Origin of the sequence: Variovorax sp. YR634, assembly GCF_900106655.1 — a bacterium.
Taxonomy (GTDB): domain Bacteria; phylum Pseudomonadota; class Gammaproteobacteria; order Burkholderiales; family Burkholderiaceae_C; genus Variovorax.
In genome coordinates this window covers 132782-156838 of sequence record NZ_FNOL01000004.1, presented here as the reverse complement: position 1 = coordinate 156838, position 24057 = coordinate 132782, and the positions used below count along the sequence as shown (strand labels likewise).

Here is a 24057-nt window from a genome sequence, read left to right as displayed (position 1 = left end):
ACCGATCAGGTCAGCCGCTGAGCCCGTCAGCAGCCTGGAACATCGCCTGCCGCGCCTGGCTGACGATCTGCCCGCGCCAGGCATCGGTATCCGTATAGAACGCTTCCAGCATCCGTGCCCGGATACCGTCGGCCAGGTCGGCCGGCGCCTGGGGGTGCTTGTACAGCCAGTGGTCGGCACGCAGCGCGCCGGTCACTTCGAGGATCGGCAGCGTGCCGTATTCGAGCGCGATGCCGGTGTATTCCGCCTGCGGGCACTCCTCGTACACAGAGTCCCACATCAGCCCGCGCAGCAGCGCCGAGGTCGAGGAGCCGTCGTAGATCGAGGTGACGGGCGCGGCGGGCGTGCCCCACCACGCATTGGCGCGCGCATAGGCGACCTTGTCGTCGCGGCAGGCAAAGATGCGTTCGCCCAGACCGTTCGGGCCCAGCCCCGTATGCAGGTCGATCCAGGCAATGCGCTTCGCGTTGCCCGCGTGCCGCTTGAGCACGCCGCGGATGGTCTTGTTGCTCCAGGTCGGCGCCTTGCCGCCGAAGAACAGGCCATCGTCGAACTGGTATTGCCCGCTGGTCACGGCCGCCTGGTAGGCAGTGGCGCCGTGCTTTGCGATCCACTTGTCCACTGCCGCCTGGTTCTCGGGCGTGGGCGGCCAGGTGGCGGGCAGCAGCAGGTCGTGCAGCTTGGCATACGGCTCGTTGACCGGCACCGGCTTCGAGAAGTCGATGAAGTTGCGGTTCAGGTCGACGTTCTCGTGCGTCACGCGCCGGCCGTAGGAAAAACCGTGCGGGTTGAGCGCATGCACGTACAGCACCGCCACGCCCTGTGCCTTGGCCTTCTCGCGCCATTCGGCATCGTGCAGCGCGAACACCTGCACGCCGCTGCCGCAGTGGCCCTCGGCGCCATGGCAGGCGCTGCTGACGATCAGCAGGTTCTGCGCATTCGCGTCGCCGTCCAGCGCGACGTCCATCGACAGGTCTTCGCCGTCGCGCCCCTTGAGCGGATGCGCATGCGGCTCGACCGTGAGGCCGGCGCTCACGCAGCCTTGCAGGAACTTCTGGCGCGCCTGGGCGTAGCGCGGCGAAAAGGCCTCTGCGATGCCGATCATGTCGCTGCGCCGCCGGGCTTGAGGAACTGCTCGGCGATCTGCACCCAGCAGGTGGCGCCCAGCGGGATGAGGTCGTCGTTGAAGTCGTAGCTGGCGTTGTGCAGCGTGCACGGGCCTTCGCCGTGGTGCACGTCGCGGTGCGTGCCGTCGCCGTTGCCGATGAAGGCATAGGCGCCGGGCTTGGCCTGCAGCATGAAGGCGAAATCTTCGGAAGTCATGGCGGCCTCCTGCTTCAGCACGTTCTCGGGGCCGACGATGCCGCCCATCACGCGGCGCGCGAAGTCGGCTTCGGCCTCGGTGTTGATGGTGGGCGGGTAGTAGCGCTCGAAGCGGAAGTCGCAGGTGGCATCGTGCGCCGCGCAGATGTGGTCGGCGATCTGCTTCATCTTCGCCTCGATCAGGTCGAGCACCTCCAGCGAGAAAGTGCGCACCGTGCCCGACAGCTCGCAATTGTCGGGAATCACGTTGTTGGTTTCGCCGGCGTGGATGGTGGTGACCGAGATCACGGCCGAATCGGTCGGCTTCATCTTGCGGGTGAGGATGGTCTGGAAGGCCTGCACGATCTCGCAGGCGATAGGCACCGGGTCGATGCCCGTATGCGGCAGCGCGGCATGGCCGCCCTTGCCGATCACGTTGACGTGGAACTTGTTGCCCGAGGCCATCACCGGCCCGGGGCTCACGGCGAACTGGCCCGCTTTCATGCCGGGCCAGTTGTGCATGCCGAACACGGCATCCATGGGGAACTGCTCGAACAGCCCTTCCTTGATCATTTCGCGGGCGCCGCCGCCACCCTCTTCCGCGGGCTGGAAGATCAGGTAGACGGTGCCGTCGAAGTTGCGGTTCTTCGCCAGGTGCTGGGCGGCCGCCAGCAGCATGGCCGTGTGGCCGTCGTGGCCGCAGGCGTGCATCTTGCCGTGGTGCTTGCTGGCGTGGGCGAAGGTGTTGAGCTCGGTGACGGGTAGCGCGTCCATGTCGGCGCGAAGGCCGACTGCGCGGCTGCTGGAGCCATTCTTGACGATGCCGACCACGCCGGTGGTGCCCAGGCCGCGGTGAATGGGAATGCCCCATTCGGTGAGCTTGCCTGCCACCACGTCGGCGGTGCGGACTTCCTGGAAACAGAGTTCGGGGTGGGCGTGGAGGTCACGTCGGACGGCGGCGATGCCAGCCGCCTGCGTGACGAGCGAGTCGATGAGTTTCATGGCGTGGACGTCTCAAAATGCCAGTCTATCCACTCTGGCGTTTCGAGGCACCACCAAAAATGCGCACCCCGCGTGCGCACCCGGGGTTCAGTGCCCGGCGGTCCAGAAGCCGACGTGCGGCGCGGAGGCTTCCTCTTCGAGCAGCGGCCCCACCACCTCGACGCGCCGCTGCCCGCGCGCAAAGACCTCGCGGCAGGGGAGCGAAAAGGTCGGGTTTTCGGGGTGGTCGCCGGTCAGGCCGAGCAGCGCATGCTCTGAAAGCGCGTAGACCACGCGGCCGATGTTCGTCCAGTAGATGGCGCCCGCGCACATGCAGCAGGGCTCGGCGCTGGTGTACAGCGTGCAGCGCGCGAGCTGCTCGGGCGTGAGCAGGCGTGCGGCCTGCGCGGCGGCGGCCAGCTCGGCGTGCTGCGTGGGGTCGCCCTCTGGCGGCATCGAGTTGTTGCCCGCAGTGACGACGACCTCGCCATGCTCGTTCGCCACCAACGCGGCAAAGGGATGGCGCCCGCGCGCCTTCGACTCGTCCGACAGGCGGATGGCCATGCGCAGCAGTTCGAGGTCGCGCGGCGACAGGTCGGTGGTCATGCCTGGACGATGCCTCCGCTCAGCGGCCGATGCTCTTCAGGTAGTCGGCGCGCGCAGCCAGGGCGGTGTCGGTGAAGTCGGTGAACACGCCGTCCACACCGAGCTTGTAGTACACGCCGTATTCGTTCTTGCCGTCCTTGTTGTAGTCGGAGGCCAGGCGGCGCGACTCGTTGCGGAAGGTGAATGGGTGCACAAACAGGCCAGCCTTGTGCGCATCGGCAATCAGCGAGGTGGGCGCTGTGGCGGTGGCATCGGCGTCGTTGATCTTGCCGTCCTTGTTGACATCCACCGGCTTGCCGTCGGCGCCGATGGTGCCCTTGATGCTCACGATGTAGCGCTTCCACGGGCCGATGCCGTCGGCGTAGGTCTTGATCTCGGCCAGGCCTGCGGGCGTGACCATGGCGTCGAAGTTGCGCTTGTCGCCGGCCTTGGTCCAGTCGTAGGGGCGGTCGCTGGGCACGGCGAAGGTCACGGCGCCGGTCTTCAGGTCGACGCTGTCGCCGTCGATCAACTGGATGAGCCGGGTGTTCAGGCCCTTGCTCTTCATGTACTTGAGGCTGCCCGGCTCGAAGGACTGCACGTAGATGGGCGCTGTCTTGCTGTTCCAGCCGGCCGCGTTGATGGCGGCGATGACCTTGTCTTCCAGGGGCAGGCCCAGGTCGCGGAAGTAGGTCGGGTTCTTGGTCTCGGGGTAGATGGCGATGGTGCGGCCGGTTTCCTTCGACTTGGCCTTGGCGAAATCGATGATCTCCTGGAACGTGACGATCTTGAACTTGCCGTTGAATTCCTGCGGACGCTCGGCGTCGGTGGAGATGCCGCCCAGCGTCTTGATCTCGGCCAGCGTGAAGTCGTTGCTGAACCAGCCGGTCTGGGTCTCGCCGTCGATCTTGATCGTCTTCTTGCGCGAGGCGAAGCGGGGATGCTTGGCCACGTCGGTGCTGATGGCGAGGTTGGGGTCGTGGCGGGCGATGAGCACGCCGTCCTTGGTGGAGATCAGGTCCATCTCGATCACGTCGGCGCCGAGCTCGATGGCGCGCGCATAGGCTTCGAGCGTTTCTTCCGGCAGGTAGCCGGATGCACCGCGGTGGGCGATGACCAGCGGCGGGTTGCCGTCGAGCGTCAGCAGCTTGTTGCTGGAAGGTCCGGTGGTGCTGCAGGCGGCCACGCAGAGGGCGGCGGTGGCGGTCAAGGCGATCTGAAGGGTGCGCATGGTGCTGGTTTCTCCGTCCAAAAGAAGAGGGGCAGCGTACCCGCTTCGCGTGACGGCTACGACATCCACGCACGCGCCGCGCCGACTTCCGGGAGAATGTGTTGCATGCTCCACACGCTTTCCCCCCAAAGCCTGCTGCTGGCCCAGACCCTGGTGCGCATGAACACCGTCAGCGCCAACAGCAACCTCGAACTGATCGACTTCGCGCAGAGCCACCTCGCGGCCCTGGGCGTCAAAAGCCGCATCACCTACAACGCCGAACGCACCAAAGCGAACCTGTTCGCCACGCTGGGCGAAGGCAAGCCAGCCGGCGTGATCGTCTCGGGACACACCGATACGGTGCCCTGGGACGGACAGGACTGGAGCGTCGACCCGCTCTCCGCCGTGGTGCAGAACGAGCGCCTCTACGGGCGCGGCTCGGCCGACATGAAGAGCTTCATCGCCATCGCGCTGGCCAATGCCCATCGCTTTCTCGAGAGCGACTCGCCTTTCGCGGTGCACTTCGCCTTCAGCTACGAGGAAGAGATCGGCTGCTTCGGCGTGAAGGAACTGATCGCCGACATGCGCGACGCCAACATCAAGCCTATCGCCTGCATCGTGGGCGAACCCACCAGCATGGTGCCCGCCATCGCGCACAAGGGCGTGTACCGCTACAAGTGCTGCGTGCGCGGCAAGGAAGCGCATTCCTCGCTCACGCCGAAGTCGGTCAACGCCATCGAAATGGCGGCCCGAGTGATCGGCAAGGTGCGCGACATGGCGGAAGACTTCGAGCGCAACGAGCCCCGCTACGAGGGCTTCGACGTGCCTTTCAGCACCGCGAGCGTGGGCCAGTTCCACGGCGGCATCGCCGACAACGTGGTGCCGCGCGACGCCGAGTTCCGCTATGAATTCCGCGACCTGCCGACCGCCGACGCCAAGCGCATGCAGGCCGACGTGGTGGCCTACGCGGGCAGCATCGAACCGGCGATGAAGAAGGTCGCGCCCGACGCGGGCTTCAGCTTCGAGACCATCTGCGAGATTCCGAGCTTCCTTGGCGCGGCCGACAACCCGATCACCAAACTGGCGCAGCGCCTGGCGGGCGAAGAACGCACCACGCTGGTGGCCTTCGGCACCGAAGCGGGTCTGTTCAAGAACGCCGGTATCCCCACCGTGGTGTGCGGACCCGGCAGCATCGAGCAGGCGCACCAGCCCGACGAATTCGTGAGCCTCGAACAACTGGCGCGCTGCGAGCTGTTCATGGAGCGCCTTGCTTCCACGCCCGCCATTGGCTGAACCGGCGGAAAGCAACGGCGATGCGCTGGGGCGCATGAAGCGTGTCGCGCTCGGCCTGCTGTGCGGCGCGGCTTTGCTCTACGCGGTGGCGAGCGCGCTTCATGCGCAGCACCCGGCCTGGGGCTACGTGGCCGCCTTTGCCGAAGCCGCAATGGTCGGCGCCATTGCCGACTGGTTCGCGGTGGTGGCGCTGTTTCGCCATCCGCTGGGCCTGCCGATTCCGCACACCGCGATCATCCCGAGCAACAAGGACCGCATCGGCGCCAAGCTCGCGGGCTTCATCTGCGACAACTTCCTGAGCACCGAACAGGTGCTCGGCAAGCTGCGGCAGTTCGATGCGGCCGGGCGCATCGCCGACTGGCTGGCACGCCCCGCCAGCGGCGAGAAGCTCGGCGAATGGGGCGTGGCCGCCACGCGCTACGGACTTTCGGCCTTCGACGACGAACGGGTGCGCGACTTCATGGGGCGTGCCGCCGCGGCCGGCCTCGAAAGAATTGACCTCTCGCGCCTGACCGGCCAGGCGCTCGATGCGCTCACCGCCGGCGGGCGCCACCAGGCCCTGCTCGACGACGTGCTGCAGCAGGTGGCCGGCCTGCTCGAAGGCGACGAGGTGCAGGCGCACATCACCGAGGCCATTGCGCGCGAGATCAAGACGCTGCGCTACGTGGGCCTCGACCAGGTGGCGGCCAAGCTGGCCACGCGCAAGATCGTCGCGGCCGTGGCGCGCACCATCGGCGAGCTGGCGGCCGAACCCGACCATCCGATGCGCAAGCGCTTCGATCACTTCGTCGACGACTTCGTGGTGCGCCTGAAGCTCGACCCCGAGTTCCAGCAGCGCGGCGAGCAGATCCGCGCCGAGCTCATCGCGCACCCAGCCCTCGGCGACTACCTGCACGGGCTGTGGGGCGAGCTGCTGGCGTGGCTGCACGACGACCTGGGCCGCGACGACTCGGCCATCCGCCAGCGCATCGCCTCGATGGCCGGCGCGCTGGGCACGCGGCTGCAGGGCGACGAAGCCATCCGCCGCTGGATCAACGAGCAGATAGAGGCCGCCGCGCCGCTGGCCATCGAGCGCTACCGCGAGGACATCCGCCGCTACATCGAGGAACGCGTCGGCGAGTGGAACGCGCAAGAGATGACGCTCGAACTGGAACGCCACATCGGGCGCGACCTGCAGTTCATCCGCATCAACGGCACGCTGGTGGGTGGGCTGGTGGGGTTGCTGATTCACACGGTCACTCAGCTGCTGCGCGGCTGAACGAACGGGCTCGGGTAATCCACAGCGGACGAAAGTCCGCATCGTGTCTCCGGAGAGACTTCGCGGCCCCTTTCGCCTCCTAGACTGCTTCGCGCATCAACAAGAGGAGAAAACGCCATGCCCTGTCGAAGCAGCCTTCGCGCGGTCGCACTGACCGCCACCCTCGCCCTGATGGGCGCCTGCAGCACGATCGCGCCGCCATCGCCTGCCACGCGGCCCGCATCGTGGGGTGCTCCTGAGGCGCTGGTCGCCCCTTCATCCTTCTCGGGGGTGCACGGGCTGGCCATCGACGCGAAGGGCCGGCTGCTCGCGGGTTCGGTCGTCGGCAACACGCTGTGGGAGGTCGATCGCAACACCGGCGCGGCCAAGGTGCTCCTCGATGCGCCCGAAGGCCAGGCCGACGACATCGCCGTGGGGCCGAAGGGCGAGCTGGCCTGGACCAACTACCTCATGGGCATGCTGCGCTACCGCGAGAGCGACACCGCCCCGATGCGCGTGCTGGCCAAGGACCTGCCGGGCCTCAACTCGCTCGACTTCGACCGCCGCAACGGCAAGCTCTACGCCTCGCAGGTGTTCCTGGGCGACGCGCTGTGGGAGATCGACCGCGAAGGCCAGAAGCCGCCGCGGCTCATCAAGAAGGACATGGGCGGCTTCAACGGCTTCGAGGCCGGCCCCGACGGCATGCTCTACGGGCCGCTGTGGTTCAAGGGCCAGGTCGTGAAGATCGACCCTGCGAACGGCAACATGACCGTGATCGCCGATGGCTTCAAGATCCCGGCCGCCGCCAATCTCGACGGCAAGGGCAACCTCTGGGTGGTCGACGCGCGCAGCGGCGAGCTGGTGAAAGTAGACCTCGCCACCGGGCGCAAGACGGTCGCGAAGCAGTTGCGGGCCTCGCTCGACAACCTGGCCATCGCGCCGGACGGCACGATCTACGTGTCGAACATGGCCAACAACGAGGTGCAGGCCTTCAACCCCGCCACCGGCGAACTTCGCACGCTCACCAGCGGCAAGGTGGCGGTGCCGGCCGGCATGAAGATCGACGGCAACGACCTGTGGGTGGCCGACGTCTTCGGCTTCCGCCAGGTCGACGTGCGCACGGGCGAGGTGCGCGACGTGTTCCGCATGCAGCGCGAGCCCGATCTCGACTACCCGTTCGCAGTGGGGCTGTCGCCAAAACTCTTTGCGCTGAGTTCGTGGTTCACGGGCACGGTGCAGCTGGTCGACCGGCAGACGCTGAAGACCGTAGAAACCATCCACGGCCTGAAGGCACCGTTCGACGCCATCCCCATGCCCGACGGCAGCGTGATCTACGCCGAAATAGCTACCGGCAGCATCACCCGCGCCAGCGGGCCGAAGTTCACCGAAAAGTCAGTGCTTGCTAGCGGCCTGAACGGCCCGGTGCAGATGATCGTCGGCCAGGACGGCGCGCTCTACGTGACCGAGGCGGCCGGCAAGCTGCTGCGCATTCCACTGGATGCCAGCGCGCCGCTGCGCACCGTGGCCGACGGACTGGCGCTGCCCGAGGGTGTGGCGCAAACGCCGTGGGGCAGCTTCATCGTGGCCGAGAGCGCGGCGCGGCGGCTGGTGGAAATCGCCCCCGACGGCACGCGCCGCACGGTCGCCGAGAACCTGCCGATCGGCCTCGCGCCCGGCCCCGGGCTGCCTCCGCCCTACGTGGTCACGGGCGTTGCCGTGGGACGCGACGGCACGATCTACATGTCGGCCGATCGCAACAATTCGATATATCGAATTCGCCCCGTAAGGTAGAGTAACAATAAGTGTAAATTGGAGTTTACTTTTAAAAACAAATATTACAGACTGCGCGGGACGTCTTGTGGCGTCCCGATTGCATCCGGTAGTCGGGAGGTCTGCGAGGCGCTCTTTTCCTGAACTTGAAAGGACATCGCATGACTCCGCTCGTCGTAGGCCAACTCCTGTCGCCCGAGTACTCCCTGGGCATGGTGGCGCTCTCCTTCCTGATCTCATTCGCGGGCTCGCTGGTGGCCCTCATCTGCGCCGGCCGCATGGTCGGCGCCGACGGCAAGCCCAACCTCGCCGTCGTGGCCTGCGCCGCGGTGGCGCTGGGCGGCATCGGCATCTGGTCGATGCACTTCATCGGTATGCTGGCGTACCGCCTGCCGGTGGCCATCTCGTACAACATGCCGCTCACGGTGGTGTCGCTGGTGGCGGCCATCCTGATCTCCGGCATTGCGCTGTACATGGCCGGTGGACGGCGCAAGTTCAGCAAATCGGGCTGGCTCGCCGGCAGCCTGCTGGCCGGCATCGGCGTCTGCGTGATGCACTACATGGGCATGTTCGCGATGAGCATGCGCGCTTCGATGAACTTCGACCTGGCCGTGGTCGGGCTGTCGGTGCTCATCGCCGTCACCGCCGCCGCGGCCGCCCTGTGGCTGGCGTTCAACCTGCGCAAGTTCTCGCACAAGGTCGCGGCCGCTGCCGTGATGGGCGTGGCGGTCTGCACCATGCACTACGTGGGCATGAGCGCGGCCAGCATGGTCTGCATCGCAGCCGCGCCCGCCGACGCGCTGGCCATCGGCGGCAGCTACATGGGTCTCACGGTGTTCGGCACGGCCGGCGCGGTGCTGATCTTCATCTACTGGGTGGTCACGGGCAGCAGCCTCGATGCCCCCGTTGCCGCGCCACGCGCGCGCGCCAGCTGATGACCGGCTGACGACCAGCTAGTAGGCGCAAGCGGGCGCGGCACCCGCCCCCTAGAGTCTGTGCAGAGCGAAAACAAGCGACCTGCCCAGACTCTTCCCATGCCCGTCATCGAATCCCGGCTGCAAGCGGCCAGCGACACCTTCCAGGCCAACCGCACCGGCATGCTCGCGCTGCTCGACCAGGTGCGCGCGCACGAGGCCCGCGCCGTCGCGGCCTCCGGCGCCTCGGCCGAGCGTTTTGCCAAGCGCGGGCAGCTGCTGCCGCGCGAGCGCATCGCGCTGCTGCTCGACACCGGCGCGCCTTTTCTGCCGCTGGCTTCGCTCGCGGGGCTGGGGCAAGACAACCCCGACCTGGCCAAGAGCGTGCCCGGCGGGGGGTTGATCTCCGGCATCGGCCAGGTGTCGGGCGTGCGCTGCATGGTCAGCGCCTCCGACTCGGGCATCGACGCCGGCGCGCTGCAGCCCATGGGCCTCGACAAGCAGCTGCGCGTGCAGGAGATCGCGCTCGAAAACAAGCTGCCCTACGTGCAGCTGGTGGAAAGCGCCGGCGCCAATCTCATGCACTACCGCGTGCAGGACTTCGTGCGCGGCGGCAACATCTTCCGCAACCTCGCGCGGCTGTCGGCCGCGGGGCTTCCGGTGGTGACGGTGACGCACGGCTCCTCGACCGCGGGCGGCGCCTACCAGACGGGCCTGTCCGACTACATCGTGATGGTGCGCGACCGCACGCGGGCCTTTCTCGCAGGGCCGCCGCTGCTGAAGGCCGCCACTGGCGAGATCGCCACCGAAGAAGAACTGGGCGGCGCGGTGATGCACACGCACATCTCGGGCCTCGGCGACTACCTGGCCGAAGACGACCGCGACGCCATCCGCATCGCGCGCTCGATCCTCGGCGGCATCGACTGGGCACGCAACGAAGCACCGCGCCAGTTCACGCCGCCGCGCTACGACGCCGAGGACCTGCTCGGCATCATGCCCAGCGACGGACGGCGGCCGGTCGACATGCGCGAAGTCATCGCGCGCATCGCCGACGGCTCCGAGTTCCTGGAGTTCAGCGAGCACTACGGCAGCGCCACCGTCTGCGGCCACATCCGGCTCGAAGGCCACGCCGTGGGCATCGTCACCAACAACGGCCCTATCGATTCCGACGGCGCGACCAAGGCCACGCACTTCATCCAGGCCTGCTGCCAGACGCGCACGCCCATCGTCTACCTGCAGAACATCACGGGCTACATGGTGGGCCGGGCGCACGAGGAGGCCGGCATCATCAAGCACGGCGCGAAGATGATCCAGGCCGTGACCAACGCCAACGTGCCGCAGATCACGCTGCACTGCGGCGCTTCGTACGGCGCGGGCAACTACGGCATGTGCGGGCGGGGCTTCGCACCTCGCTTCTGCTTCTCGTGGCCCAACGCGCGCACAGCGGTGATGGGCGGCGAGCAGGCGGCAAAAACCATGGCCATCGTGATGGAGGCCGGCATGGCACGCAAGGGTGCGGTCGACCACGCGAAGATCGATGCGATGCAGCAGCAGATCGTCGAGCGCTTCGATCGGCAGATGAGCGTGTTCACCACCAGCGCGCTGCTGCTCGACGACGGCGTGATCGACCCGCGCGACACGCGTGCGGTGCTGGCGGAAGTTCTTTCCGTGTGCCGCGATGCCGATGCGCGCGTGCCGCAACCCATGCAGTTTTCGGTGGCGCGGCCATGAACAGTGCATTCTGCAAGATCCTGATCGCGAACCGCGGCGAGATCGCGGTGCGCGTGATGCGCACGGCGCGCGCGATGGGCTACCGCACGGTGGCCGTGTATTCGAGCGCCGACGCGGATGCCGAACATGTGCGGCAGGCCGACCAGGCCGTGTGGATCGGCGAATCTCTGCCCGCGCAGAGCTACCTGAACATCGCCGCAGTCATCGAGGCCGCGCGCACCAGCGGTGCGGATGCAGTGCATCCGGGCTATGGCTTTCTCGCGGAGAACGCAGCGTTCGCACAGGCCTGCCGAGACGCGGGGCTGGTCTTCATCGGACCGTCGCCGGAAGCCATTCGCGCGATGGGCGACAAGGCCGGCGCCAAGCGGTTGATGCAGGCGGCGGGCGTGCCGTGCATTCCGGGCTACCAGGGCGAAGACCAGGGCGCGGAGAAGCTGGCCGCAGAGGCGGCGCGCATAGGCTGGCCCGTGATGATCAAGGCAACGGCAGGCGGCGGCGGGCGCGGCATGCGGCTCGTGACATCGGCCGACGACTTCACCGGACAACTGCACAGCGCGCAGTCCGAAGCGCTCAACGCGTTCGGCGATGCCACCGTGATCCTGGAGCGCGCCATCGTCGCGCCGCGCCACGTCGAGGTCCAGGTGTTCGCCGACCGGCATGGCAACGCCATCCACCTTGGCGAGCGCGACTGTTCGGTGCAACGTCGGCACCAGAAGGTCGTCGAGGAAGCGCCCTCGCCGGCAGTGTCCAACGCACTGCGCGATCGCATGGGCGCCACCGCCGTCGCCGCGGCGAAAGCCATCGCCTACGAAGGCGCGGGCACACTCGAATTCCTGCTCGACGCCGAAGGCCAGTACTGGTTCATGGAAATGAACACGCGCCTGCAGGTGGAGCACCCGGTGACCGAAGCGGTGACGGGCCTCGACCTCGTCGAGCTGCAACTGCGCGTCGCAGCCGGCGAGCCCTTGCCGCTGACGCAGCAAGACGTGCGCATCACCGGCCATGCGATCGAAGTGCGCCTGTGCGCCGAAGATCCGCAACAGGGCTTCATGCCGCAGAGCGGCACGCTCGCGGCGTGGCGGCCCTCGGCCGCGTTGCGCACCGAACACGCCTTGCGTGACGGCGCCGCTGTGCCGCCCTTCTACGACTCGATGATCGCCAAGCTCGTGGCGCGTGGCCGCACGCGCGAGGAAGCCCGGCACCGGCTGATCGCGGGCTTGCAGGACACGGTGACGCTCGGCATCTCGACCAACCAGCAGTTGTTGCAGCGTGTGTTGTCGCATGACGTATTCGCAAGCGGTGCGGCTACGACCGCCTTCATCGGCGATCACCTCGACGCCCTGCTCGTCGCCGACGCGGCGAACGACACTCGCGCCGCATTGCTCGCCGCCCTGCTCCTTCAACTGGGTGACCGTGGCTGGCCCTCGCCGCTCGCACACACGCTGCCCAACGCCCTTCGCTTCGCGCTCGACGGCACGGCGCACGCGGCCCGGGTGATGCCGTGCGGCGCCGGCCGGTTCGACATCGCGCTGAACAACGACGCGCCAGTGCAGCTCGCATTGCTCGCACTGCCCGGCGACGGCAGCCTCCGCTTCTCGTGCGGCGGCCTGTCCGAACAGGCCTTCGTCGTGCGCCAGCCCGACCGCGTGGATTTCCACTTTCGCGGCCAGTCGTTCCAGCTGGAGAACCTCACGCACGTAGCGGTGCTCCGCACCGACGGCACCGCCGGCGACGGCCTGCTGCGCGCATCCATGAACGGCCGCGTGATCGCTCTGCTGGTGGCCGAAGGCGATACGGTCGCCGCTGGCCAGCCACTCGTCACGCTCGAAGCGATGAAGATGGAGCATGTGCACTGCGCGCCGCGTGCCGGTCGTGTCGCACTGCATGTCGCGGTGGGTGCGCAGGTGGCTGCGCGCCATGTGGTCGCGCAAGTCGCCGACGCGTGACGCTCTTCAAGACAAGTTTCCGAAAGTCTTCCGCATGAATGCATCCTCCCGCTACCGCTCCGTCTTCGCACCCGGCCTGTTCGGCGGACAGGTCATCGTCGTCACCGGCGGCGGCTCCGGCATCGGCCGCTGCACAGCGCACGAACTCGCGGCGCTCGGCGCGCAGGTGGTGCTGGTCGGCCGCAAGCCAGAGAAGCTCGACAAGGTACGCGCCGAGATCGAAGCCAGCGGCGGCAAGGCAAGCACGCAGGCCTTCGACATCCGCCAGGAAGAAGCGGTGCGCGCAGCCATCGCCGCCATCGTCGCAGCGCACGGCCGCATCGACGGCCTCGTCAACAACGCCGGCGGCCAGTACATCACGCCGCTCGCCGCCATCTCGGCAAAGGGCTGGGAGGCGGTGATCCACACCAACCTCACGGGCGGCTTCCTGGTCGCGCGCGAGTGCTATGTGCAAAGCATGCAGGCCGACGGCGGCGCCATCGTCAACATCGTGGCCGACATCTGGGGCTCCATGCCCAACATGGGCCACAGCGGCGCGGCGCGCGCCGGCATGGTGAGCTTCACCGAAACGGCGGCCGCCGAATGGGCCGTGAGCGGCGTGCGCGTGAACGCGGTGGCGCCGGGCTACATCGCATCGAGCGGCATGGACCACTACCCGCCCGAAGCCGGCGACATGCTGCGCGCCATGCGCAACACGGTGCCCGCGGGCCGCTTCGGCAACGAGGCCGAAACCTCTGCCGCCATCGCCTTCCTGCTGAGTCCTGCGGCCAGCTTTATCAGCGGCAGCGTGCTGCGCGTGGACGGCGCACGGCCGCAGGTACGCATGGGCTGGCCGATGGAGATCCCCGATGCGCAGACGCAGCAGCGCGCGGCGGTGCGGCCTTTCGATGGCTTTCACCTCGCACAGACGCCGCGCGTGTTCCAGGACAAGTAAAGAACGACCGGAGACAAGACACCATGCAGTACACCCACGAACACCTCGAGATCCAGAAGACGCTGCGCCGCTTCATCGACGACGAGATCAACCCGCATGTGGACGAATGGGAGGCGGCCGAGATCTTCCCTGCGCACGAGGTGTTCAAGAAGCTCGGCAATCTCGGCATGCTGGGCCTGAACAAGCCAGAGGCCTTCGGCGGCGCCGGGCTCGACTACTCGTACGCGATGGCGATGGCCGAGGCGCTGGGCCACATCAGCTGCGGCGGCGTGCCGATGGCGATCGGCGTGCAGACCGACATGTGCACGCCCGCGCTTGCACGTTTCGGCAGCGACGAGCTGTGCCGCGAGTTCCTGGCGCCCGCCATCGCCGGCGACATGGTCGGCTGCATCGGCGTGAGCGAGCCAGGCGCGGGCAGCGACGTGGCGGGCCTGAAGAGCCATGCGCGCAAGGACGGCGACGACTACCTCATCAGCGGCCAGAAGATGTGGATCACCAACAGCCTGCAGGCCGACTGGATGTGCATGCTGGTCAACACCAGCGACGGCCCCGTGCACCGCAACAAGTCGCTCGTGATGGTGCCGATGGACAGCCCCGGCATCGAGAAGGCGAAAAAGATCCGCAAGATCGGCATGAATTCGAGCGACACCGGGCTCATCTACTTCGACAAGGTGCGCGTGCCGCAGCGCTACCGCGTCGGCGAAGAGGGCCAGGGCTTCGTCTACCAGATGCAGCAGTTCCAGGAAGAGCGCCTGTGGGCCGCTGCAAGCTCGCTCGAACCGATGGAAGCCTGCATCGCGCAGACCATCGAATGGGCGCAGCAGCGGCAGATGTTCGGCGCCACGCTGGCCGACCAGCAGTGGGTGCAGTTCAAGCTGGCCGAACTCAAGACCGAGGTGGAAGCACTGCGCGCGCTCACCTATCGCGCCTGCGACCTGCATGTGCAGGGCGAGGACGTGCTCGAACTCGCGTCGATGGCCAAGCTCAAGACTGGCCGCCTCACGCGGCAGGTGTCCGATACCTGCCTGCAGTTCTGGGGCGGCATGGGCTTCACGCTGGAAAACCGCGTGTCGCGGCTGTACCGCGACGGCCGGCTGGGTTCCATCGGCGGCGGCGCCGACGAGGTGATGCTCGGCATCCTTGCGAAGACCATGGGCATCGCCAAGCGGCCGCCGCGCGGTTGAACACGGCATGGACGCCGAACTGCAAGCCGACCGAGTCGCGCTCGCCGATACGGTGCGGCGCTTTGCCGAAAGCGAGATCGCGCCGCATGTGCAGGCGTGGGACGACGCGGGTGAGTTTCCGCGCGCGCTCTACGCGCGTGCCGCCGAACTCGGCCTGCTGGGCCTGGGCTATCCGGAAGAACTCGGCGGCACGCCCGCCTCGTATTCGCTGAAGCTGCCGGCGTGGGTCGCGCTCGCGCGCCATGGCAAGAGCGGCGGCGTGCTCGCGAGCCTGTTCTCGCACAACATCGGCCTGCCGCCCGTGGTGCTGCATGCAAGCGACGCGGTGCGCCAAGAGGTCGTGCCGCCGGTGCTGCGCGGCGAGAAGATCGCAGCGCTTGCCATCACCGAGCCCGGTGGCGGCTCCGACGTGGCCTCGTTGCGCACTACTGCAAGGCGAGAAACAGACGGCGACGGCGACCACTACGTAGTCAACGGCGAGAAGACCTTCATCACCTCGGGCATGCGCGCCGACTGGATCACCGTGGCCGTGCGCACTGGCGAAGGGCGCGGCGCGGGCGGCATCTCGATGCTGCTGGTGCCGGGCGACACGCCGGGTCTTTCGCGCACGCGCCTGTCGAAGATGGGCTGGCTGTGCTCCGACACCGCGACGCTGCACTTCGACAACGTGCGCGTGCCTGCGCGCTACCTTCTCGGGAACGAGGGCGAAGGCTTCCGCATGGTCATGGGCAACTTCAACGGCGAACGCATCGGCATCGCGGCGGGCACGCTGGGTTTCTCGCAAGCCTGCCTCGACGAGGCGCTGGCCTGGGCGCGCGAGCGCAAGACCTTCGGCGCTGCGCTCATCCAACACCAGGCGGTGCGCCACAAGCTGGTCGACATGCAGATGCGCATCGCCTCCACCGAGGCCTGGATCGAGGCGGTATCGGCCGAAGGCGACGCGCTCGAAGCGGCGGGGCGCTTCAATGCACCCGAATGGGTCGCGCAGATCTGCATGCTCAAGAACCACGCGACGCAGACCATGCAGTTCTGCGCCGACCAGGCGGTGCAGATCCTCGGCGGCATGGGCTTCATGCGCGGCACGGTGAGCGAGCGAATCTACCGCGAGGTGAAGGTGATGATGATCGGCGGCGGGGCCGAAGAGATCATGAAAGAGCTGGCAGCGAAGCAGATGGGCTGGTAGTCACCTTTCTTTCTTCGTGCCGCGAGGAACGCCGCCGCGCGCCGGGTGTCCAACCATCCAGCGCTTTCGCTGGGTTGCAGGAGACCAACATGCTCTCTCTCACCTCCGGCATCGGCGCCGTCATCATTGTTCTGCTGGCGGTGCTGCTGTTTTCAGCGGTATGGATCTTCCGGGAGTACGAACGCGGCATCGTGTTCACCCTCGGGCGCTTCTCGAAGGTTTCGGGGCCGGGTCTGGTGCTCGTGATACCGGCCATCCAGCAGGTGGTGCGCGTCGACCTGCGCACCGTGGTGCTCGAAGTGCCGACGCAGGACGTGATCTCGCGCGACAACGTGTCGGTGAAGGTCAGCGCGGTCGTCTACTTCCGCATCGTCGATGCCGAGAAGGCCATCATCCAGGTCAAGGACTTCTTCAACGCCACCAGCCAGCTGGCCCAGACCACCCTGCGCTCGGTGCTGGGCAAGCACCAGCTCGACGACATGCTGGCCGAGCGCGAGAAGCTCAACCTCGACGTGCGCGAGTCGCTGGATGTGCAGACGGCTTCATGGGGCATCAAGGTGTCGAACGTGGAGATCAAGCAGATCGACCTGACCGAATCGATGGTGCGCGCCATCGCGCGGCAGGCCGAGGCGGAACGCGAACGCCGTGCCAAGGTGATCCACGCCGAGGGCGAGCTGCAGGCTTCGGAGAAGCTGTTCCAGGCCGCGCGCGTGCTGGCGCAGGAGCCGCAGGCCATTCAGCTGCGCTACCTGGAAACGCTCACGGTGATCGGTGCCGACAAGAACACGACCATCGTGTTTCCGCTGCCGATGGATCTGATCTCGAGCTTCCTCGGCAAGCAGCACGCATAGCGGCACGCAACGCGCGGAAGCGGAAAACTGTTCTTCACGCGCGAAGGCCTGCAACGCATGGCCTTTCGCGAGGCGCCTGCTTACCATCGTGCGCATGTTCAAGCACATCGTGATGTGGGACCTGCGTGGCGACACGCCGGAAGAAAAGACGCAGGCCCGCCAACTGCTCAAGCACAAGTTCGAATCGCTGCGCGGCCAGATCCCGGGCCTGCTGCACATCGAAGTGGGCGTTGATTCGAGCCGCGCAAGTTATGCCTGCGACGTGGTGCTCTACAGCGAGTTCGACAGCCAGGCCTCGCTCGACGGCTACGCCACGCACCCTGCGCACCTGCGCATTCGCGAAGAACTGGGCGACCTTCGCGTCGCGCGGCACCAGGTCGACTACGCGGCGGACTGATCGGCGCTGGTCAGTCGTTCTTCTCGGGAGCATCCCCCCGGGCTGCGGCAAGCGCAGCAGCCGCACGCAGCTTGTCTTTCTTGCTCGGCCGCTTGCCCTTGATGCCCCCGGTGCCCGACGCATCGACCACCGGCACCGCCACTTCCGTCGGCTCGAAGCCTTCGACGCGCTCACGCGGCAGGCTCAGCCCCTGGCGCTTTTCGATCAGCCGGAAGTGCGCCTCGGTCGACGCGCTCACGAAGCTGATCGCCAGGCCGCTCTCTCCCGCGCGGCCGGTTCTGCCGATGCGGTGGATGTAGTCGGTCGGCGAGCGCGGCAGGTCGTAGTTGATGACCACGGGCAGCTGCGCGATGTCGATGCCGCGCGCCGCGAGGTCGGTGGCGATCACCACGTCCCAGCGGCTCTGCTTGAACTGCGAAAGGATGTCGGTGCGCGTGCCCTGCGCGATGTCGCCGTGGAAGGGCACTGCGTAGATGCCGTTCTTGTAGAGCTTCTCGGCCACGATCTGCGCGGCGTGCTGCGTGGCGACGAAGACCAGCACACGGTCCCATTCGTTCTCGTGCTGCTTCAGCAGATGGCGCAGCAGCTGCGTGCGGCGGGCGGCGTCGACCTCGATCACGCGCTGCACGATGTTCGGCTCGGTGCCGGGCTCGCCCTGCACGTCGACGACGGCCGGGTCGTGCAGCATGCCATCTGCCAATGCCTGGATGGCGCTCGGGAAGGTGGCGGAGAACAGCAGGTTCTGGCGCTGCTCGGGCAGCAGCGCGAGGATGCGGCCGAGTTCTTCGGCAAAGCCGAGGTCGAACAGGCGGTCGGCCTCGTCGAGCACGAGCATCGACACGGCATCGAGCTTCAGCGCGTTGTGCTCGACCAGGTCGAGCAGACGGCCGGGAGTGGCAACGACGATGTCGGCACCGCCGCGCAGGCCCATCATCTGCGGGTTGATCGACACGCCGCCGAATGCGACGACGATCTTCAGGCGCTCGGGCAGGTGCTGCGCAAGGCTGCGCATGGTTTCGCCGACCTGGGCCGCGAGTTCGCGGGTGGGCACGAGCACCAGGGCACGCACGCGGCGCGACGAGCCCTGCGCGCGTTCAGCGCCCAGGCGCTGCAGCAGGGGCAGGGAAAATGCGGCGGTCTTGCCGGAGCCGGTCTGCGCCGAGCCCCGCACGTCGCGACCTTGCAGAATCGCGGGGATGGCCGCGGCCTGGATGGCGGTCGGCGCGGCGTAGCCGCTTTGAGCGGCAGCCTGCACGAGCGCGGGGATCAGGCCCAGTGAGTCGAATGGCATGTAAGCAGACAGAGAGAGAAGAGACGAATCGAATGTCGACGATGAAACAGCAGCGCAATCAGTCCGGCAGCGCCCTGGTGTACTCCACCGAGGCGGGCGGGCGCATGTGCCCCGACTGCGGGGAGCCGGTGGCCCAGTGCCGCTGCAAGGAACTCAAGGCGCGCGTACCGGCCACCGACGGCATTGTGCGTGTATCGCACGAGACCAAGGGGCGCAAAGGCAAGGGCGTGACGGTGGTCAAGGGCGTCGCGCTCGATGCGGCGGCGCTCACGGCACTCGGCAAGCAGCTGAAAACGGCCTGCGGCTCGGGCGGCACGGTAAAGGACGGCGTGATCGAAATCCAGGGCGACCACCGCGAAACAGTGATTGCCGCACTCGTGAAGCAGGGCCACACGGTCAAGCGGGCGGGAGGCTGAGCACGCGATGAAACCTGAAGACCTGCAGCGGCTGGTGACGCTCGAAATGCCTTTTGGCAAGCACAAAGGCACGCTGATTGCCGATTTGCCCGGAAATTACCTGACGTGGTTTGCACGTGAGGGTTTTCCCTCGGGAGAAATAGGCCGGCTACTCCATTTGATGCATGAAATAGACCACAACGGGCTCTCGGACCTGCTGAAACCGTTGCGAAACCGCCCGTCGCGCCGGGATGTTTCTCAATAACACACGATTTCGCCACGTTTTTTGCAATTAGGGCTGGATAATCCGGCCTACGTGTCTGTGAGCTTTGTCTCCCGTGCACGTAATTCGGTGATCGGTCAGTTTCGCGCCACAGCGCATTTTGTTTGTTGTGATTCTGGGACTCCATCGCTTTGTCTTGTTGGTTTGAATTAGGAGTCCCTCAATGGGCAAGAAACTCTACGTAGGCAACCTCGCCTACTCCGTGCGTGACAACGACCTGGAACAAGCCTTTGGCGAGTTCGGCGCAATCGTCAGCGCCAAGGTCATGATGGAACGTGACACCGGCCGTTCGAAGGGCTTCGGCTTTGTCGAAATGGGTTCGGATGCTGAAGCACTCGCAGCCATCGAAGCCATGAACGGCCACTCGCTGCAGGGCCGCGCCCTGACGGTGAATGAAGCCCGTCCGATGGAAGCTCGCCCCCCCCGTACCGGTGGTGGCGGCGGCTACGGCGGCGGTGGTGGTGGCGGCTACGGTGGTGGTGGCGGCGGCGGCGGTTACGGCGGCGGCGGCGGTGGCCGCAGCGGTGGTGGCGGCGGTTACGGCGGCGGCGGCGGTGGTCGCGGCGGCTACTAAGCCCTTCCCTCCAGAGCCTTCGGGCTTCTGAATGAAAAGCTCCTTCGGGAGCTTTTTTCGTTTGTGGCCCTCTGTGGCGCAGGGGGCGTCGAGGGAGAACCCTAGCCCTGCGGTAAGCATTTGTCCGTACCGGGCAGGTCAGCCAACGGTCAGGCCCGCAGAACGACCCTCACCCTTCCATACAAGAGGGGCGAGACGACATGCGCATCAAGAGTCAGGCTGACTTCTTTTCAGGAGTCATGTTCACCACCGTGGGGGGCGCCTTTGCGATAGGCGCGACCACCTACACCATCGGCGACGGCGCCCGCATGGGGCCGGGCTACTTCCCGCTCATGCTGGGCATCCTGCTGGCCATCCTCGGGGCCATCATCATGTTCCAGGCGCTGGTGGTCGAAACCACCGACGGCCACCCGATCGGCAAATGGGCCTGGAAGCCGCTGGCCTTCGTGCTCGGCGCCAACCTGGCCTTCGGCGTGCTGCTGGGCGGCCTGCCCAGCATCGGGCTGCCGGCCATGGGGATGATCATCGCGATCTACGCGCTCACGATCATCTCGAGCATGGCGGGCGAGCACTTCAAGCTGCGCGACGTGCTGATCCTCTCGACCATCCTGGCGGCTGGCAGCTACGTGGCCTTCATCTGGGCACTGAAGCTCCAGATCCAGGTCTGGCCCACTTTCATTTCGGGCTGAGGAGCGCACACCATGGACCTGATCCACAACCTTTCCATCGGTTTCGGCGTTGCCTTCACCTTCACCAACCTGCTGTACTGCCTGCTGGGTTGCATCCTGGGCACGCTGATCGGCGTGCTCCCGGGCATCGGCCCGGTCGCAACCATCGCGATGCTGCTGCCCGCCACGTACGCGCTGCCGCCCGTGTCGGCGCTGATCATGCTGGCCGGCATCTACTACGGCGCGCAGTACGGCGGCTCGACCACGGCCATCCTGGTTAACCTGCCGGGGGAGTCGTCCTCGGTGGTCACCTGTATCGACGGCTACCAGATGGCAAGGCAGGGCCGCGCAGGCCCGGCGCTCGCCGCGGCCGGCCTCGGCTCGTTCTTCGCGGGCTGCGTCGGCACGCTGATCCTGGCCGCCTTCGCTCCGCCGCTGACCGAGCTGGCCTTCAAGTTCGGCCCCGCCGAGTACTTCTCGCTGATGACGCTGGGCCTGATCGGCGCGGTGGTGCTGGCTTCGGGCTCGCTGCTGAAGGCAGTGGCGATGATCGTGCTCGGCCTGCTGCTGGGCATCGTGGGCACCGACGTCAACTCGGGTGTCGCGCGCTACAGCTTCGACATTCCCGAACTCACCGACGGCATCGGCTTCGTGGTGATCGCCATGGGCGTGTTCGGTTACGGCGAAATCATCGGCAACCTCTCGCAGCCTGACGACGAGCGCGAAGTGTTCACGCACAAGGTCAAGGGCCTGTGGCCCACCAAGGACGACTTCAAGCGCATGCTGCCCGCGGTGCTGCGCGGCACTGCCCTGGGTTCTGCACTGGGCATCCTGCCCGGGGGCGGCGCGCTGCTGGCCTCGTTCGCCTCGTATGCGCTGGAGAAGAAGATCCGCATGCGCCCCGGCGAAGTGCCCTTCGGCAAGGGCAACATCCGCGGCGTGGCATCGCCCGAGTCGGCCAACAACGCCGGTGCACAGACTTCCTTCATCCCGCTGCTGACGCTGGGCATTCCGCCCAACGCGGTGATGGCGCTGATGGTGGGCGCAATGACGATCCACAACATCCAGCCGGGCCCGCAGGTCATGACCAGCAACCCCGAGCTGTTCTGGGGCCTGATCGCCTCGATGTGGATCGGCAACGCGATGCTGATCATCCTGAACCTGCCGCTGATCGGCATGTGGATCAAGCTGCTGACGGTGCCCTACAAGTTCCTGTTCCCCGCCATCGTGCTGTTCTGCGCGATCGGCGTGTACTCGACCAACAACAACACCTTCGACGTGTGGATGGTGGCGGCCTTCGGCTTCATCGGCTACCTGTTCATCAAGCTGCGCACGGAGCCTGCGCCGCTGCTGCTGGGCTTCATCCTCGGGCCGATGATGGAAGAGAACCTGCGGCGCGCGCTGCTGCTGTCGCGCGGTGCGTGGAGCGTATTCGTCACCCGGCCGCTGTCGGCGGGGCTGTTAGTGGCGGCTGCGCTGCTGCTGGGCATCGTGCTGCTGCCCGCAATCAAGGCCAAGCGCGAGGAAGCCTTCGTCGAGGAGTGAGCGCTCCGGTCCCTGCAAGAAGCCCCCGCTCCGGGGGCTTTTTTCATTTGGGGCCTTTGCTCGGGGTGCCCCAAATAGACGCGCTCTTGTTGGTGCCCGGCAGGGTCGCCGGCGGTGCGCCCGGAAACACGGCGAACAGCGAGGCGCCCGTTACCACCAGCATCTCCATAGGGGGAGGATTGTCTCGCCCGTGACGCTATCAAAAAAGGAGCTGAAGATGCAGGTGCATCAAGTCATGCAGGCATAAAAAAGGCGCCGACCAGCGGCGCCTTTCAAAGTCAAACACGGCATCTCGTACGGAGCCTTTGAAGCATTTTTATTGTTGCTTGGGGATTGTCTCCTCGGACCCTCGGCAGCACGAGCAGGGCCCGTTCGCGAGTGGGCAGACTTTAGGGTGCGCACCGCCTCAGTGCATTGGGAATTACCCGCTTTGCCTTACCGAGAAAGCCCGATTTGCGAACCAAAGTGTTTCTGATGGTTAACGATGTGGCACGACTTGTGCAGGCAGCACCAAGGTCCATCACTTCAAGAAGAAGAAACGGTCATGGCCCTGGCTCCGCACGCCTCCATCAACGCGGCAGACACCGCATGGATGATGACTTCGACCGCGCTGGTGCTGCTGATGACGCTGCCCGGCATCGCACTCTTCTATGCGGGCATGGTGCGCCGTAAGAACGTGCTGGCCACCATGGCGGGGGTGGTGGCGATAGCCGCGGCGGTCTCGCTGACCTGGTTCGCGGTGGGCTATTCGCTGGCCTTTACCGAGGGCTGGCCCTGGCTGGGCGGCACCGGGCGCTTCTGGTTCTCGGGCTTCGAGTACCTGAAGGAGGCCGGGCAGGTGGCGGTGAGCCACGTCGCGCCCAACGTGCCCGAGTCGGTCTACGCGATGTTCCAGCTGACCTTCGCGATCATCACCACCGCGCTGGTGCTTGGCGCCTTTGTCGAGCGCATGCGCTTCTCGGCGATCCTGTGGTTCGCGCTGCTCTGGAGCGTGCTGGTGTACGCACCTGTCGCGCACTGGGTGTGGGAGCCGGGCGGCTGGCTCGCGCAGATGGGCGCGCTCGACTTCGCCGGCGGCTCGGTGGTGCACGTCAACGCGGGCATCGCGGGGCTGGTGTGCGCCTATGCGCTCGGGCCGCGCAAGGGCTACGGGCGCGAGGCCTTCGAGCCCTACAGCCTGGCGATGACGATGACGGGCGCGGGCCTGCTGTGGGTAGGCTGGTTCGGCTTCAATGCGGGCTCGGCGGTGGCGGCCGACGGGCGCGCGGGCCTGGCGATGCTGGTGACGCACATCGCGGCGGCGGCCGGCGCCATGAGCTGGATGCTCGGCGAATGGATCGTGCGGCGCAGGCCTTCGCTGCTGGGCCTGTGCTCGGGCCTGGTGGCGGGGCTGGTGGCCATCACGCCGGCGGCCGGCTTCGTCACGCCGCTGTCCGCGCTGGCCATCGGCGCGATCGCGGGGCTGGCCTGCTACTGGGGCGCCACCGGTCTCAAGCACCTGCTTGGCGCGGACGACTCGCTCGACGTGTTCGGCGTGCACGGCATCGGTGGCATCGTGGGCGCGCTGCTGACGGGCGTGTTCGCCGATGCGCGCATCTCGGGCGCCACGGGCGACGTGCTGACGCAGGCGATCGCCGTCGGCAGCGTGGCTATCTACAGCGCAACGGGGACGGCGGTGGTGCTGTTTCTGGTGCACATCATGGTCGGGTTGCGCGTCGATGCCGACAGCGAGGTGCTGGGCCTCGATCTTGCACAGCACAGAGAACATCTCGGGAGTAGTTGA

At 66.8% G+C, this 24057-nt stretch carries 22 protein-coding genes and 1 pseudogene; 17 read left to right on the top strand and 6 right to left on the bottom strand.

The annotated features are described in order from the left end of the window. Positions 1-10 precede the first annotated feature (10 nt). From BLV60_RS09725 to BLV60_RS09710, 4 genes are all read right to left on the bottom strand, one after another. Positions 11-1105 (bottom strand): M14 family metallopeptidase, encoded by a 1095-nt coding sequence (locus tag BLV60_RS09725; RefSeq protein WP_093053696.1) that lies wholly within the window; start codon positions 1103-1105, stop codon positions 11-13. Next, complete coding sequence (locus BLV60_RS09720; protein ID WP_093053693.1) at positions 1102-2304, bottom strand: M20 aminoacylase family protein; 1203 nt, start codon at positions 2302-2304, stop codon at positions 1102-1104. The genes BLV60_RS09725 and BLV60_RS09720 overlap by 4 nt, the downstream gene beginning before the upstream one ends. An 87-nt stretch (positions 2305-2391) precedes the next feature. Continuing rightward, positions 2392-2889, bottom strand: a complete 498-nt coding sequence (locus tag BLV60_RS09715; protein ID WP_093053690.1) for a nucleoside deaminase — start codon at positions 2887-2889, stop codon at positions 2392-2394. Between the two features lie 19 nt (positions 2890-2908). Further along, complete coding sequence (locus BLV60_RS09710) at positions 2909-4099, bottom strand: glycerophosphodiester phosphodiesterase (RefSeq protein ID WP_093054247.1); 1191 nt, start codon at positions 4097-4099, stop codon at positions 2909-2911. Between the two features lie 105 nt (positions 4100-4204). Here BLV60_RS09710 and argE point away from each other — a divergent pair, with 105 nt between their 5' ends. The 11 genes from argE (at position 4205) to BLV60_RS09655 (ending at position 17518) form a co-directional block, all read left to right on the top strand. Further along, positions 4205-5371, top strand: a complete 1167-nt coding sequence (argE, locus tag BLV60_RS09705) for an acetylornithine deacetylase (RefSeq protein WP_093053687.1) — start codon at positions 4205-4207, stop codon at positions 5369-5371. After that, entirely contained in the window at positions 5364-6629 is a 1266-nt protein-coding gene (locus BLV60_RS09700) for a DUF445 domain-containing protein (RefSeq protein WP_256328933.1), read from the top strand. The genes argE and BLV60_RS09700 overlap by 8 nt, the downstream gene beginning before the upstream one ends. Before the next feature lie 117 nt (positions 6630-6746). Beyond that, complete coding sequence (locus BLV60_RS09695) at positions 6747-8399, top strand: PQQ-binding-like beta-propeller repeat protein (RefSeq protein WP_093053684.1); 1653 nt, start codon at positions 6747-6749, stop codon at positions 8397-8399. A 140-nt stretch (positions 8400-8539) separates the two neighbouring features. Continuing rightward, entirely contained in the window at positions 8540-9313 is a 774-nt protein-coding gene (locus BLV60_RS09690; RefSeq protein WP_093053681.1) for an MHYT domain-containing protein, read from the top strand. 99 nt (positions 9314-9412) lie between these two features. Continuing rightward, positions 9413-11023: an acyl-CoA carboxylase subunit beta gene (locus BLV60_RS09685; protein ID WP_093053678.1), complete on the top strand. Its 1611-nt coding sequence runs from the start codon at positions 9413-9415 to the stop codon at positions 11021-11023. Beyond that, positions 11020-12969 (top strand): acetyl/propionyl/methylcrotonyl-CoA carboxylase subunit alpha, encoded by a 1950-nt coding sequence (locus BLV60_RS09680; RefSeq protein WP_093053676.1) that lies wholly within the window; start codon positions 11020-11022, stop codon positions 12967-12969. Before BLV60_RS09685 ends, BLV60_RS09680 begins: the two co-directional genes overlap by 4 nt. Positions 12970-13003: 34 nt before the next feature. After that, positions 13004-13903, top strand: a complete 900-nt coding sequence (locus BLV60_RS09675) for an SDR family oxidoreductase (protein WP_093054243.1) — start codon at positions 13004-13006, stop codon at positions 13901-13903. Between the two features lie 23 nt (positions 13904-13926). After that, entirely contained in the window at positions 13927-15087 is a 1161-nt protein-coding gene (locus BLV60_RS09670; RefSeq protein ID WP_093053672.1) for an acyl-CoA dehydrogenase family protein, read from the top strand. A 7-nt stretch (positions 15088-15094) separates the two neighbouring features. Beyond that, entirely contained in the window at positions 15095-16270 is a 1176-nt protein-coding gene (locus BLV60_RS09665) for an acyl-CoA dehydrogenase family protein (RefSeq protein ID WP_093053669.1), read from the top strand. Between the two features lie 89 nt (positions 16271-16359). Further along, positions 16360-17121, top strand: a complete 762-nt coding sequence (locus tag BLV60_RS09660) for a slipin family protein (protein WP_093054241.1) — start codon at positions 16360-16362, stop codon at positions 17119-17121. 94 nt (positions 17122-17215) lie between these two features. Next, positions 17216-17518 carry a Dabb family protein gene (locus BLV60_RS09655; protein ID WP_093053666.1) on the top strand — a complete coding sequence of 101 codons (303 nt, stop codon included), beginning with the start codon at positions 17216-17218 and terminating at the stop codon, positions 17516-17518. 10 nt (positions 17519-17528) lie between these two features. Here the strand turns inward: BLV60_RS09655 and BLV60_RS09650 are convergent, their stop codons facing one another. Next, on the bottom strand, positions 17529-18809 hold the full coding sequence (locus tag BLV60_RS09650; RefSeq protein ID WP_093053664.1) for a DEAD/DEAH box helicase: 1281 nt from the start codon (positions 18807-18809) through the stop codon (positions 17529-17531). A 41-nt stretch (positions 18810-18850) separates the two neighbouring features. On the opposite strand from BLV60_RS09650, the gene BLV60_RS09645 reads away from it, so the two are divergent. From BLV60_RS09645 to BLV60_RS09625, 5 genes are all read left to right on the top strand, one after another. Then, positions 18851-19225 (top strand): translation initiation factor Sui1, encoded by a 375-nt coding sequence (locus BLV60_RS09645; protein WP_371127361.1) that lies wholly within the window; start codon positions 18851-18853, stop codon positions 19223-19225. Between the two features lie 7 nt (positions 19226-19232). After that, positions 19233-19469, top strand: coding sequence for a DUF3820 family protein (locus BLV60_RS09640; protein ID WP_093053658.1), 237 nt, complete (start codon positions 19233-19235; stop codon positions 19467-19469). Between the two features lie 181 nt (positions 19470-19650). Then, positions 19651-20061 (top strand): RNA recognition motif domain-containing protein, encoded by a 411-nt coding sequence (locus tag BLV60_RS09635; protein ID WP_093053653.1) that lies wholly within the window; start codon positions 19651-19653, stop codon positions 20059-20061. Between the two features lie 200 nt (positions 20062-20261). Next, entirely contained in the window at positions 20262-20750 is a 489-nt protein-coding gene (locus BLV60_RS09630) for a tripartite tricarboxylate transporter TctB family protein (RefSeq protein ID WP_093053650.1), read from the top strand. Positions 20751-20762: 12 nt separating this feature from the next. Further along, positions 20763-22274, top strand: a complete 1512-nt coding sequence (locus BLV60_RS09625; protein ID WP_093053647.1) for a tripartite tricarboxylate transporter permease — start codon at positions 20763-20765, stop codon at positions 22272-22274. Positions 22275-22338: 64 nt separating this feature from the next. Here BLV60_RS09625 and BLV60_RS34845 read toward each other — a convergent pair. Then, positions 22339-22443, bottom strand: a pseudogene (locus BLV60_RS34845) (sulfite exporter TauE/SafE family protein); the annotation flags it as partial. A 375-nt stretch (positions 22444-22818) separates the two neighbouring features. On the opposite strand from BLV60_RS34845, the gene BLV60_RS09620 reads away from it, so the two are divergent. After that, positions 22819-24057 carry an ammonium transporter gene (locus BLV60_RS09620; RefSeq protein ID WP_093053644.1) on the top strand — a complete coding sequence of 413 codons (1239 nt, stop codon included), beginning with the start codon at positions 22819-22821 and terminating at the stop codon, positions 24055-24057.

Bases quoted from the DNA above. Each gene is read 5' to 3' on its own strand.
- BLV60_RS09725 (WP_093053696.1), bottom strand. From the start codon at position 1,105: ATGATCGGCATCGCAGAGGCCTTTTCGCCGCGCTACGCCCAGGCGCGC.
- BLV60_RS09720 (WP_093053693.1), bottom strand. From the start codon at position 2,304: ATGAAACTCATCGACTCGCTCGTCACGCAGGCGGCTGGCATCGCCGCC.
- BLV60_RS09715 (WP_093053690.1), bottom strand. From the start codon at position 2,889: ATGACCACCGACCTGTCGCCGCGCGACCTCGAACTGCTGCGCATGGCC.
- BLV60_RS09710 (WP_093054247.1), bottom strand. From the start codon at position 4,099: ATGCGCACCCTTCAGATCGCCTTGACCGCCACCGCCGCCCTCTGCGTG.
- argE (WP_093053687.1), top strand. From the start codon at position 4,205: ATGCTCCACACGCTTTCCCCCCAAAGCCTGCTGCTGGCCCAGACCCTG.
- BLV60_RS09695 (WP_093053684.1), top strand. From the start codon at position 6,747: ATGCCCTGTCGAAGCAGCCTTCGCGCGGTCGCACTGACCGCCACCCTC.
- BLV60_RS09690 (WP_093053681.1), top strand. From the start codon at position 8,540: ATGACTCCGCTCGTCGTAGGCCAACTCCTGTCGCCCGAGTACTCCCTG.
- BLV60_RS09685 (WP_093053678.1), top strand. From the start codon at position 9,413: ATGCCCGTCATCGAATCCCGGCTGCAAGCGGCCAGCGACACCTTCCAG.
- BLV60_RS09680 (WP_093053676.1), top strand. From the start codon at position 11,020: ATGAACAGTGCATTCTGCAAGATCCTGATCGCGAACCGCGGCGAGATC.
- BLV60_RS09675 (WP_093054243.1), top strand. From the start codon at position 13,004: ATGAATGCATCCTCCCGCTACCGCTCCGTCTTCGCACCCGGCCTGTTC.
- BLV60_RS09670 (WP_093053672.1), top strand. From the start codon at position 13,927: ATGCAGTACACCCACGAACACCTCGAGATCCAGAAGACGCTGCGCCGC.
- BLV60_RS09665 (WP_093053669.1), top strand. From the start codon at position 15,095: ATGGACGCCGAACTGCAAGCCGACCGAGTCGCGCTCGCCGATACGGTG.
- BLV60_RS09660 (WP_093054241.1), top strand. From the start codon at position 16,360: ATGCTCTCTCTCACCTCCGGCATCGGCGCCGTCATCATTGTTCTGCTG.
- BLV60_RS09655 (WP_093053666.1), top strand. From the start codon at position 17,216: ATGTTCAAGCACATCGTGATGTGGGACCTGCGTGGCGACACGCCGGAA.
- BLV60_RS09650 (WP_093053664.1), bottom strand. From the start codon at position 18,809: ATGCCATTCGACTCACTGGGCCTGATCCCCGCGCTCGTGCAGGCTGCC.
- BLV60_RS09645 (WP_371127361.1), top strand. From the start codon at position 18,851: ATGAAACAGCAGCGCAATCAGTCCGGCAGCGCCCTGGTGTACTCCACC.
- BLV60_RS09640 (WP_093053658.1), top strand. From the start codon at position 19,233: ATGAAACCTGAAGACCTGCAGCGGCTGGTGACGCTCGAAATGCCTTTT.
- BLV60_RS09635 (WP_093053653.1), top strand. From the start codon at position 19,651: ATGGGCAAGAAACTCTACGTAGGCAACCTCGCCTACTCCGTGCGTGAC.
- BLV60_RS09630 (WP_093053650.1), top strand. From the start codon at position 20,262: ATGCGCATCAAGAGTCAGGCTGACTTCTTTTCAGGAGTCATGTTCACC.
- BLV60_RS09625 (WP_093053647.1), top strand. From the start codon at position 20,763: ATGGACCTGATCCACAACCTTTCCATCGGTTTCGGCGTTGCCTTCACC.
- BLV60_RS09620 (WP_093053644.1), top strand. From the start codon at position 22,819: ATGGCCCTGGCTCCGCACGCCTCCATCAACGCGGCAGACACCGCATGG.